We start from the raw sequence: 12,139 nt of genomic DNA on the forward strand, positions 1-12,139 counted from the left end.
ATGAAAAACGAAATCAAAATATTTTCGCCTGCAACAGTTGCTAATGTGGCCTGTGGATTTGATGTCCTTGGTTTTTGTTTAGATACCATTGGAGATGAAATGGTGATAAGAAAAACAGAAGCAAAAGGCATTAAAATTACAAAAATTGAAGGTTACGATTTACCATTTGAACCAGAAAAAAACGTAGCTGGTGTTTCGGCATTAGCCATGTACAACGCTTTACAACCAGACTGTGGATTCGAAATTGAAATTTACAAAAAAATAAAACCAGGAAGTGGTATTGGTAGCAGTTCTGCAAGTGCAGCAGGAAGTGTTTTTGGAATGAACGCCTTATTAGGAAATCCATTAAATAAAACTGAACTTACAAATTTCGCCATGAAAGGTGAAGCTTTAGCTAGCAAATGCGAACACGCAGATAACTTGGCGCCTGCTATTTTTGGTGGTTTTACATTAGTAAAAAGTGCGTGTCCTTTAAAAGTGTTGGAATTACCAACACCTTCCGATTTATTTGCGACATTAATCCATCCACAAATAGAAATTAAAACATCGGAATCTAGAGCAATTCTTCCAAAAGAAATTCCATTAAGTAATGCCATTACACAATGGGCAAATGTTGGAAGCCTGGTTCATGCTTTGCACACATCGGATTACGATTTAATAAAAGAATCTTTAAACGATGTGGTTATAGAGCCTTACAGAAAACAACTCATTCCACATTTTGATGACGTAAAATCAACAGTTTTAGAAGCTGGAGCTTTAGGTTGCGCTATTTCTGGTTCTGGCCCTTCAATTTTCGCGTTGAGTAAAAGTGAAGCCACTGCCAAAGCTGTTCAGTTAGCCATGCAGAATGTATACTCAAAATCTAACATACAATTTGAAACTTACGTTTCTAAAATTAATACCCAAGGTATAAAAATATTATAATGAATTATTACTCACTAAATAGAAAAGCACCAAATACAACCTTCGCAGATGCTGTAGTCCGAGGACTTGCGCCAGATAAAGGTTTATATTTCCCTGAATCAATTACACCTTTAGAGGCTTCCTTTTTTGAAACTATTGAGGATAAATCAAACACAGAAATTGCTTTTGAAGCGATTAAGCAGTTCATTGTACCTGAGATTCCTGAGGACGTTTTAAAAACAATTGTTGAAGAAACGTTGAATTTCGATTTTCCTGTAGTTGAAATAAATGAAAATATTTCTACACTTGAGTTGTTTCACGGACCAACCATGGCTTTCAAAGATGTTGGTGCTCGTTTTATGGCAAGATGTTTAGGCTATTTTAATAAAACTAATACTAATGATGTCACTGTTTTAGTAGCAACGTCTGGAGATACAGGAGGCGCTGTTGCCAATGGTTTTTTAGGTGTTAAAGGTGTTAATGTTGTGATTCTTTACCCAAGTGGTAAAGTAAGCGACATACAAGAAAAGCAATTAACAACTTTAGGTCAAAATATTACAGCCTTAGAAGTTGATGGCGTTTTTGATGACTGCCAAGACATGGTAAAACGTGCCTTTATGGATGAGGAGTTGACTAGTAAAATGCAATTAACATCTGCAAATTCAATAAATATTGCACGTTGGTTGCCACAACTCTTCTACTTTTTATTTACATACAAACAATTAAAACCTAAGCATAAAGACATTGCGTTCTCTGTACCAAGTGGAAACTTTGGAAATATTTGTGCTGGTATGGTGGCTCAAAAATTAGGATTACCTGTAAAGCATTTTATAGCTTCAAATAACGCTAATGATACCGTTGTAAATTATATGGCCACACAGTCTTACGACCCAAAACCATCGGTACAAACTATTAGTAACGCTATGGATGTTGGTAACCCAAGTAACTTTATACGCATCCAAGAATTACATAATAATGACTTTGATACATTAAAAGCTAATTTATCATCTTACAGTTTTACAGATGAAACAACTAAAACTGCATTATTAGAATTATACAAAGAATTCAATTATGTTGCTGATCCGCATGGTGCTGTTGGTTATTTAGGTGCTAAAAAATATTTAGAAAACAATGATGCACATGTTGTGTTTTTAGAAACAGCACATCCTACAAAGTTTTTAGATGTGGTTGAAGACGTTATTGAGAAAACTTTGCCTTTACCTTCGCAAATTGAAGCTGTAATGGATAAAGAAAAAGTGTCTATTGAAGTAAGTTCTTATGAAGATTTAAAAGCGTTTTTATTGAAATAGAATTTATATAATAGATTCTCACTTATTATCAGATATATTGAGCAAAATATTTCTTAGCTAATTAATTATGACAGAACAACAATTTGAAGATTGCAAAAAATGCCTAAACAGAAAAAGAGGTAGTAACTACAAAGAGGATATCTGTAATATAAAAGGAAAAAAATTAGATTTCGAAAGTACTTGTAGAGATTTTCAACTTGATAATTCTGTTGTTTCAGGAGTAGATAATAAAATTAATGCTATTAAACCTAACCAAAAAAGAGCAAAACTTGCTGAAATTTTTATTTGGGCTGTAATGGCAATTGACATCATTGCAATTTTTTCGTCTTATTTACAATACAATTTACTAATTGACTTTCAAAATAATGAATTTGTAACAGACGAAATGCTCGAATCAAATGACTTGAGAGAAATATTAGTAGCTTACTTATATCTTGTTGTTTTTATTATATCTGCTGTTACATTTATACAATGGTTTAGAAGAGCCTATTATAATTTAAATATTAGAACAAATTGTGACAATTCAGAAGGTTGGGCTGCTGGTAGTTGGTTTGTTCCTATAATTTCATTGTACCGTCCCTATCAAATAATGAAAGAGATGGAGTCCAAATCAACGCAACTTATTAATTCAAAAACCTCTGAACAAAAAAAAGTTTCCACAGTTACAATTGGTATTTGGTGGGCTTTATGGATAATTTCAAACTATGTTGGGAGCTTTCTTTTTAAAAGTGCTTTTAAAGAAGAGACAGTTCAAAATTTTATAAATGCTACTTTAGGAGATATTGTTTTATCACTAATAGGAATACCTTTAGCTATAGTTACCGTTTCAATGATAAAATCTTATTCTAAAAAGGAAAAAGAACTTTTTAAATTAGAAAAAATCGAAGTTTAGTTTTATTTGTTCTATTGAACAGAAATTCAGTATTTTTAGTATTGTACTTTTTGATTTATATGTTCAATATTTTTATTGAAATTATAATAAAACCATGCCAAAAACCCTCTACACCATTTACGTCATAGAACTTTCTAAACGTGTGTTTACCGAAAACACAAAATTTAGAAATGCAAACCCACAGTTTAATGGTGTATTAGAATGTTTGTATGTTGGCATGACGAGTAAAACACCTAAGGAACGTTTTATCCAACATAAAACAGGACATCGGAATAAAAAAGGATATAAAATCTCTTCAAATATTGTAGAGAAATATGGTACTTATTTACGTCCTAGTCTTTTCAATCACATTGACCCATTTTTCACAAGAGCAGAAGCATTAAAAGCCGAAGAGCAAATTGCTTTAGAACTAAGAAGAGAAGGTTATGCTGTTTGGTTTAATTGAAACATTAAAACACAATGAGTCTTCTTCTTCGTTTATATTCTAAAATTACTTTCATCCAAAATATTAGTAGAGTGAAGCCCTCTCCTACGCAACAACTTAAAATTACTAAATAATAAAAGCGCTTTTATGTGGCAACTTCGTACATTTTATCGCGTTGCTCTTTTATTTTCTTATCGCTCATATATTCATCAAACGTCATGTAACGATCTATAACACCATTTGGTGTTAATTCAATAATTCGGTTACCAACAGTTTGAGCAAACTCATGATCGTGAGTGGTTAGCATAACAGTCCCCTTAAAGTTCTTTAAAGAATTATTAAATGCTGTAATACTTTCTAAATCTAAGTGGTTGGTTGGTTCATCTAACATTAATACATTAGCTCTTATCATCATCATTCGGCTTAACATACAACGCACTTTTTCACCACCAGATAAGACATCTGATGTTTTTAAAGCCTCTTCACCACTAAAAATCATCTTTCCAAGGAATCCTCTAATATGTACTTCTTCGCGTTCTTCTTCTGTTGTTGCCCATTGACGCAACCAATCTACCAAGGTTAATTTATTATTAAAGAATTCACTGTTGTCTAATGGTAAATAGGACTGTGTTGTTGTAACTCCCCAATCAAATTTACCTGCATCTGCCTCTTCTTTACCATTCAAAATTTGATAAAATGCACTCGTAGCTCTAGAATCTTTAGAGTAAACAACTACCTTATCACCTTTATTTAAATTGATATCAATATCTTTAAATAAAACTTCATTTTCTACACTAGCAGATAATCCTTCAACATTTAAAATCTGGTCTCCAGCTTCGCGATCACGCTCAAAAATAATAGCAGGATAACGACGACTTGAACGTTTGATGTCTGAAATATTTAGCTTTTCAATCATCTTCTTTCTACTTGTTGCCTGTTTAGACTTAGCAACGTTAGCAGAGAAACGACGAATAAAATCTTCTAATTCTTTCTTCTTTTCTTCAGCCTTTTTATTTTGCTGTGCATGTTGTCTTGCTGCTAATTGAGACGACTCATACCAAAAGGTATAGTTACCAGAGAAATGGTTAATCTTACCAAAATCGATATCAGAAATATGTGTACAAACTGAATCTAAAAAGTGTCTATCGTGAGATACAACAATCACACAGTTATCATAATTTGCTAAGAAATTTTCTAACCAAGAAATAGTTTCATAATCCAAGTCGTTAGTTGGCTCATCCATGATTAACAAATCTGGATTTCCAAATAATGCTTGCGCTAATAAAACACGGACTTTTTGTTTACCATCTAAGTCTTTCATTAAGCTGTAATGATAATCTTCCTTTATTCCTAAGTTAGATAACATGGCAGCAGCATCACTATCAGCATTCCAACCATTCATTTCTTCAAACTGCACTTGAAGCTCACCTATCTTTTCGGCATTTGCATCAGTATAATCTGCATATAATGCATCAATTTCTGTCTTTAACTTATATAAAGGTTTATTTCCTTTTAATATGGTTTCTAAAACAGTGTCTTCATCATGTAAATTGTGATTTTGCTCTAACACAGACATTCTTTTGCCAGGCTCTAAATGAACACTTCCAGAAGTTGGATCCATTTTACCTGCAATGATTTTTAAAAATGTCGATTTTCCGGCACCATTGGCACCAATAATTCCGTAGCAATTACCATTATTAAACGTTGTGCTTACTTCATCAAAAAGTATGCGTTTTCCGAATTGAACCGAAAGATTAGAAACTGATAACATATCTTAAAACTTTATTATTTAGCCCTAAACCATAATTAAGGCATTTTTTTGAGAGTGCAAAAGTAGAAAATTAAACGTAAAATCTGCTATACAACTGCGTTTTGAATCTTAAAATTTAAATAAAATTAATTTTAATCTGTTTTTAAGGATTATACTAATGAAATCAACAAATTCATATTGACTAAGTACCTTCAAATAGTCCTAATAACCTAAAATTAGACCTCTTAGACGAAATTTATAAGTTCTTAAATAAGATTTAACGAGGTATTAACAAGAGTTGCGCTTATCAACCTATACTTTTGTTCAAATAATTTTTATAATATGTCTATTTTAACACCACGTATAGTACTTGCTATTACTTTGCTAACTACTGTTTTTGGATGTCATTTTAAAGGTGGTAATAACAGCGAACATGCATACCTAGGTGGTGAAATTATTAACCCTAAAAATAACCGTGTTATAATTTACAACACTAATGGTAAAGTGTTAGATTCTATAACTTTAGATGCTGATAATCGATTTATTCACAAAATAGATAATTTTAAACCTGGTTTATATTCAATAACACATGGTGGTGAATACCAAATGCTATTATTAGAAGCTAATGATAGTATTATGTTTAGATTAAATACTTACGATTTTGATGAGTCTTTGGTATTTACAGGTGATGGAGCAAAAAAGAACAATTACCTTATTAAAACTTATTTATCTAACGAAAAAGAAGCTAAACAGTTAGTTAAGTATTCTAAAATGGAACCTGAAGCTTTTAATTCTTTTATTGAAAAAAGACGAAATACTCAATTAAATAAGCTTCATGAATTCTTACTTCAAAATGAAGAATCTGAATTCTTTAAATCTATAATTGAAGCCAATATTAATTACAATGCGTATGCAGATAAAGAGATTTATCCGTTTGCTTATTTTGGAAATAATAAACTCATTCATATTAAAGATTTACCCGAAGACTTTTTTGAACACAGAAAAAATATAGATTATAACGCTAACTACTTAAGTCGTTTCTTTGCTTACAACAGATTTCTATCTTCTCATATTGAAAATTTAGCGACACATTCTTATTACAAACAAAATGATTTTCATAGTAAGTTTAATAGACATGCTATAGAGTATAATATGTCTAAACTAGATTTAATTGATAGTATTATTACAGATACAACTATTAAGAATAATCTACTAAAGCATAAAGCAATAGATTTTATTAGCCATAATCACACTGAGTTAGAAGCTAAAAAGTATTTGGATTATTATTTAACCAAAAGCACTAACGATGAGGATAAGGCTTACATGAAGGATTTGGTATCTAATTTAAAGCTATTAAGACAAGGCAACCCTTTACCTAATCTTTCGATTGTTAATTATAACGATACTGAACATTCAATTACCTCTATTATCACAAAGCCTACCATAATTTATTTTTGGTCTTCTAACTCTAAATCACAGTATAGAAACAGCCATTATATGGTAGATAAATTGAAATCTAAATTCCCACAAATGGATTTTATTTCAATTAATGTAAACGATAATCATGATGAATTTTGGAAAAATATTGTTAATAATTACAATTTCCCAACTATCAATGAGTTTAGATTTAAAAACTCTAAACAAGCTCGTAAAACATTAGCTGTAAACTATTTAAACAAAGCTATTATTGTAGATGAGCATGGTATTATTTTACATCCAAACGCTAACATTTTTAATTCTGAGTTTAACGAAACACTTGAAGAGTTACTACAAAAAAAGCATCTTATTGTTAAACAAGATGCTCTTTAAAAATTTTGTGAAAGTTAATTAATTTCCTTTCTTATAATCTGCTAAGAATTTTTCTAATCCTATATCTGTTAAAGGGTGTTTTAATAAGCCTGTGATAGAACTTAAAGGACCTGTCATAACATCCGATCCTAATTTAGCACAATCAATTACGTGCATTGTATGACGTACAGAAGCTGCTAATATCTGAGTTTCAAATCCATAATTATCATAGATATGACGAATCTCTGCAATAAGGTTTAATCCATCTGTAGAAATATCATCTAAACGACCAATAAAAGGAGATACATAAGTTGCACCAGCTTTTGCAGCCAATAATGCTTGACCTGGAGAAAATACTAAAGTAACATTGGTTTTAATTCCTCTATCCGAAAAATATTTACATGCCTTAATACCATCTTTAATCATTGGTAATTTAATCACAATTTGCTCGTGCAGTTCAGCTAATGCCTCACCTTCTCTCACCATGCCATCAAAATCCGTAGAGATAACTTCTGCAGAAACGTCTCCATCTACAATATTGCAAATGTCAACATAATGCTTTAAAATATTATTTGTACCAGTAATGCCTTCTTTAGCCATTAACGATGGGTTTGTAGTAACACCATCTAAAATACCCATATCTTGAGCTTCTTTAATTTGCTCTAGGTTTGCTGTATCGATAAAAAATTTCATGTAAAATATTTTTGAATTGTTGTGTTTTTAATTGCTGCGAATTTACAACTTTAAGCCTCATTTATAGAAATGATTTTTCAGAATATATTAACAATAGTTCGTACAAACCACGTTCTACAACTTATAATGATTCATAAGCAACTTTTCATAAACCGTATCTGGAAGTATTCGTTTTAATACAATAGAAAATTTCTGCATAAATGCACCAACTTTATAATGTACTTTGGGATTCTTTGTTTCTATGATTTTATAAATAGCTTCTGCCATTTGTTTTGGGTCACTTCCACTATCTACATGTTCATCCATCATACTCAACGTATTTCCGTACGTTGCTTTATATGGTGAGTTTTCTAAAACTGGTGCATGATAACGACCTGCTGCAATATTGGTAGCAAAATCGCCAGGAGCCACATTGGTCATATTAATATTAAACCCTTTTAGCTCCATTCTAAAAGCTTCAGTAATAAGTTCTAGAGCTCCTTTACTTGCGCTATAAACTCCTCTGTATGGTAAACCCATATAACCAGCAATAGAAGTAACATTAATAATTAAACCCGAATTTTGCTTTCTCATAGTTGGCAAAACTGCTTTAATCACATTTATTGGACCGAAAAAATTGGTTTCAAAATTACGTTTTATTTCTGTATCAGGAATTTCTTCAATAGGACCAGTAATTCCTGCTCCAGCATTATTAAGCAGCACATCAATTCTAGCTTCTTGCGTTAAAATATCAAAAATACATTTTGAAATAGTTTCAGGCTTAGTAACATCTAAGGCTACAATAGGAAACTTACTATGAGGATAATTATCAGGATTTCTACTTGTTCCGTAGACTTTAAATCCTTTGGTTTGAAGAAACTCACCTACAGATTTCCCTATTCCTGAAGATCCACCTGTTATTAATACAACTTTAGACATAATGTTGAAAAATTATAAGTAACAAAATACAAATTTTTAGGAGACTTTTGGGTACAAAAAAAGGCAAGCTACCTACATCACACCGCTACGACCATTTACCTTTGCTGCGTTCCCGCCCTGGAGGATTCAACAGGAGCTGGTTGTGTAGGACTTGCCAGCTGCAAAGATACAATCTTTAATTACTTTCGCAATGATTTTTAAACTGAATTTTATTTAATAACTTGCTAAAAATTCAAACCGAACATATGCAACTTTCTAAATATTTCATTCTCTTAACTTTAAGTCTATTTTTAACTAATTGTGGAGATAAAAATTCTTCTAAACAATCTAGCCTTTCTATAAATACGCCTAAAAAATCTCTAATGTTAGGCGATACATTAAAATTATCTATTAATAATCCTGAAAAATTAGATATCACTAATGTTAGCTATCAAATTAACAATAAGCCTGTAGAAAGTACCATCATTCTTAATAATACATTATTAGGCGAAAAAAGCATAACAGCACAAGTAACTGTTGGAGAAAAGACAGAAACTATTTCTAAAACCATTCAGGTCTTTAATAATATTATTCCTTCTATATATACTTATGAAATAGTAAATACATTTCCTCATGATATTACATCTTACACTCAAGGTCTAGAGTTCTATAATGGCGAATTATATGAAAGTACAGGTCAAAAGAAAGAATCTAAACTTAGAAAAGTAAATTTTGAAACTGGTGAAGTTTTGAAAAACTTAGACTTAGAAGATCAATATTTTGGTGAAGGTTTAACCATTTTAAATGATAAAATCTATCAATTAACGTGGCAAGCTAAACGCGGTTTTATTTACGATGTAAATACTTTTGAAAAATTAAGCACTTTTAATTACGGAACAAGTAAAGAAGGTTGGGGAATTTGTAATGATGGAAAAACACTGTTTAAATCTGATGGTACTGAGAAAATTTTTCTTTTAAATCCTGAAACTTTAGAAGAACAAGGCCACATACAAGTTTATACCGAAAAAGGGAAAATACCAAGTATAAATGAATTAGAGTGGATAGATGGTAAAATTTATGCCAATAGATATCAGCGTAATGGTGTGCTTATTATAAATCCTGAAACTGGTGGTGTTGAAGGTGTTATTGATTTTAGACCATTAACAAAATTAGTAAAACAACATCCTGAATTAGATGTATTAAATGGTATTGCTTACAATCCAGTACGTGAAACTATTTTTGTAACAGGAAAAAATTGGGACAAACTTTTTGAAGTTAAAATAAAGAAACAATAAGCTTTACTCACCGAAAAGCACTAATCACTCATTCTTCATTTTATTAAACCTATAACTTTTGGTTCTTTGATTTATAAATCAAACTAACCATGAGAAAATCTGTTACAATAAACATTGCTGAACCTTGCCATGAGGATTGGAACAAAATGACACCAAAAAATCAAGGTCGTCATTGTGTCGCTTGTAATAAAACTGTTATTGACTTCACAAAACAAACCGATGAGCAAATTATTAAATCATTAGAAACTAATGGAAACCTCTGTGGACGCTTTAAAACGCAACAACTAGATAGAGAAATTGTTATGAGCAGAAAAGCCAAAAACAACTATTTGTCTTTGGCTGCCTCTGGCCTATTTGCTTTTCTGGCACTCGGAAATCAAGATGTATTTGCTCAAGGTGAACCCATAAAAACAGATACCATAATAAGACCAATGGTAAAAGGTAAAGTAGCTACTTCTATTATAAATGAACATATATATTTCGGTACAGTTATAACAGCCATTGATAACCTCCCACTACCAGGAGCTTCTATAATTGTAAAAGGAACATCTCGCAGTGTACAAACAGATTTTGATGGTAATTTCGCAATTAAAGGAAAAATAGGAGAAACTCTAGAGTTAAGTTACATAGGAATGGAAACTCAAAAGATTATACTAAAATCAAAGTATGAATTGAAGGTGGCTTTAAAAGACGATAGTTGTTTTGATGATTATACCTCAGTTGGATTTGTTTCATACAAATACCAAAGAAATAACGACTGTAAAAGAAAAAAACGAAAAGCTAAGCGTTTAGTAAAAAGAGAAGTAATAAAAAAAGGAGAGCAAGAAAGAACCTCCTTTGGTAAATTCTTTTACGGAATTAAAAGGATGTTTATGAAGAAATAATATCTTTAAGCATCAAAAATTGAAGATGAATATATTTGAAAAAACTATTACCGTTTCTAAAGAAGATATTGATGATCTTAACCATGTAAATAATGTGTGTTACGTGCAATGGGTTCAAGATATTGCCAAAGAACATTGGTTAACTTATGTAACTAAAGATATTTTAGATACCTACTCTTGGTTTTTGGTAAATCATTTTATTGAGTATAAAAACCAGGCATTGCTTGGAGACAAATTACTTATAAAAACGTATGTTCCTAAAGTAGAAGGTGTATCTACCACAAGGCACGTAGAAATTATAAATGCAGAAACCAACAAGTTAGTTGTGAAATCTAAAGCAAAATGGTGCTTAATAGACAATAAAACCCAGCGACCAACGCGCATTACTCCAGAAATAGCAACGTTATTTAATTAACATTTTTTTAGGTTAAAGTTTTTTTAACATTGAGTTGATTTTCAGATTAATGCCTTTTCTTTAACCCATCAATCAACTACACCATGCGTCTATTTACTGTTCTCATCATTCTATTATGCCTACCAATTGTACCATATGCTCAAACCTTAAACGGAAAAGTATATGATGCTAAAGCTCCTATAAAAAACATAAATGTCTTTAATAAAACTCAAAACCGAGTTACAGTAACCAACGAGGATGGTAACTTTAGTATAGAAGCTAAAGTAAATGATAGTATTTCGTTTCAATCCATATTCTATCATAACAAAACTATCGTTCTAAAAGATTTTCATTTAAATGGTGTTGCAGTTTTTGAGCTTAAAGAAATATTAACCGAACTTGATGAAGTAGAAGTTAAAGCAGAACCTGAGCAACCCGTCTTTAAAGAAGAAACCTATAATGTAGAACTTCAAAATATACTTAAAGAAGACATAAAAAACAATCCACATTTATACAAACCAGCAGGTGCAACCTATGGAGTAGATTTTGTATACCTTATTGGTGCAGTGGTAAAACTCTTCGCCAAAGACAAACCTAAAAAGCCAAATTATCATCCAATTTCTTATACTCAAATGGATTCTTTGTTTAATAAAAGCTCATTTTTTAATGAGCAATTAATAACAGAAAATCTAAAAATCCCTAGCGATAAAAAATATCTATTTTATGATTTTTGTGAAGCAAAACAAATAAGCTCAAAACTGCTAAAAGACGAAAACAAAATGCAATTGCTCGAAGAATTAGTTTTAAACAGTCAGCTATTTTTAATTCTCTTAGAGCAATATGGAGAAAAGCCATTATCAAAGGAATAGCAAACTTCAACTAATTTATACCCAACTATAATAAATCCTA

The 12,139-nt window shown here is 31.1% G+C and carries 12 protein-coding genes and 1 other RNA gene; 9 read left to right on the plus strand and 4 right to left on the minus strand.

Annotated features, from left to right (window positions below; translation table 11 throughout):
• The 4 genes from DFQ10_RS07325 to DFQ10_RS07340 all read left to right on the plus strand — a co-directional run bounded on the left by DFQ10_RS07325 (position 1) and on the right by DFQ10_RS07340 (position 3,550).
• Positions 1–924 carry a homoserine kinase gene (locus DFQ10_RS07325; protein WP_115816751.1) on the plus strand — a complete coding sequence of 308 codons (924 nt, stop codon included), beginning with the start codon at positions 1–3 and terminating at the stop codon, positions 922–924.
• Positions 924–2,213 carry a threonine synthase gene (gene thrC, locus DFQ10_RS07330; RefSeq protein ID WP_115816752.1) on the plus strand — a complete coding sequence of 430 codons (1,290 nt, stop codon included), beginning with the start codon at positions 924–926 and terminating at the stop codon, positions 2,211–2,213. The genes DFQ10_RS07325 and thrC overlap by 1 nt, the downstream gene beginning before the upstream one ends.
• Before the next feature lie 67 nt (positions 2,214–2,280).
• Positions 2,281–3,105 (plus strand): DUF4328 domain-containing protein, encoded by an 825-nt coding sequence (locus tag DFQ10_RS07335; RefSeq protein WP_115816753.1) that lies wholly within the window; start codon positions 2,281–2,283, stop codon positions 3,103–3,105.
• A 94-nt stretch (positions 3,106–3,199) separates the two neighbouring features.
• A complete protein-coding gene (locus DFQ10_RS07340; RefSeq protein WP_115816754.1) occupies positions 3,200–3,550 on the plus strand; it encodes a ribose-5-phosphate isomerase in 351 nt (116 codons plus the stop codon).
• A gap of 124 nt (positions 3,551–3,674) precedes the next feature.
• Here DFQ10_RS07340 and DFQ10_RS07345 read toward each other — a convergent pair whose 3' ends face one another.
• Positions 3,675–5,300 (minus strand): ABC-F family ATP-binding cassette domain-containing protein, encoded by a 1,626-nt coding sequence (locus DFQ10_RS07345; protein ID WP_115816755.1) that lies wholly within the window; start codon positions 5,298–5,300, stop codon positions 3,675–3,677.
• Between the two features lie 321 nt (positions 5,301–5,621).
• Here DFQ10_RS07345 and DFQ10_RS07350 point away from each other — a divergent pair, with 321 nt between their 5' ends.
• Positions 5,622–7,088, plus strand: coding sequence for a TlpA family protein disulfide reductase (locus DFQ10_RS07350; RefSeq protein WP_115816756.1), 1,467 nt, complete (start codon positions 5,622–5,624; stop codon positions 7,086–7,088).
• Positions 7,089–7,106: 18 nt separating this feature from the next.
• On the opposite strand, the gene fsa is transcribed toward DFQ10_RS07350, so the two are convergent.
• The 3 genes from fsa to ffs all read right to left on the minus strand — a co-directional run bounded on the left by fsa (position 7,107) and on the right by ffs (position 8,835).
• Positions 7,107–7,760, minus strand: coding sequence for a fructose-6-phosphate aldolase (gene fsa, locus DFQ10_RS07355; RefSeq protein WP_115816757.1), 654 nt, complete (start codon positions 7,758–7,760; stop codon positions 7,107–7,109).
• 114 nt (positions 7,761–7,874) lie between these two features.
• Positions 7,875–8,678 (minus strand): SDR family oxidoreductase, encoded by an 804-nt coding sequence (locus tag DFQ10_RS07360; RefSeq protein WP_115816758.1) that lies wholly within the window; start codon positions 8,676–8,678, stop codon positions 7,875–7,877.
• 58 nt (positions 8,679–8,736) lie between these two features.
• Positions 8,737–8,835, minus strand: an RNA gene (gene ffs / locus DFQ10_RS07365) — signal recognition particle sRNA small type.
• A gap of 88 nt (positions 8,836–8,923) precedes the next feature.
• Between ffs and DFQ10_RS07370 the strand changes: the two genes are divergently transcribed.
• The 4 genes from DFQ10_RS07370 (at position 8,924) to DFQ10_RS07385 (ending at position 12,099) form a co-directional block, all read left to right on the plus strand.
• Positions 8,924–9,952 carry a glutaminyl-peptide cyclotransferase gene (locus DFQ10_RS07370; RefSeq protein ID WP_115816759.1) on the plus strand — a complete coding sequence of 343 codons (1,029 nt, stop codon included), beginning with the start codon at positions 8,924–8,926 and terminating at the stop codon, positions 9,950–9,952.
• Between the two features lie 89 nt (positions 9,953–10,041).
• Positions 10,042–10,836, plus strand: a complete 795-nt coding sequence (locus DFQ10_RS07375; protein WP_115816760.1) for a carboxypeptidase-like regulatory domain-containing protein — start codon at positions 10,042–10,044, stop codon at positions 10,834–10,836.
• A 25-nt stretch (positions 10,837–10,861) separates the two neighbouring features.
• Positions 10,862–11,251, plus strand: a complete 390-nt coding sequence (locus DFQ10_RS07380; protein WP_115816761.1) for an acyl-CoA thioesterase — start codon at positions 10,862–10,864, stop codon at positions 11,249–11,251.
• 83 nt (positions 11,252–11,334) lie between these two features.
• Positions 11,335–12,099: a carboxypeptidase-like regulatory domain-containing protein gene (locus DFQ10_RS07385; protein ID WP_115816762.1), complete on the plus strand. Its 765-nt coding sequence runs from the start codon at positions 11,335–11,337 to the stop codon at positions 12,097–12,099.
• Positions 12,100–12,139 lie beyond the last annotated feature (40 nt).

The organism is Winogradskyella eximia (assembly GCF_003386165.1).
In the GTDB taxonomy this organism is placed as follows: Bacteria; Bacteroidota; Bacteroidia; order Flavobacteriales; family Flavobacteriaceae; genus Winogradskyella; species Winogradskyella eximia.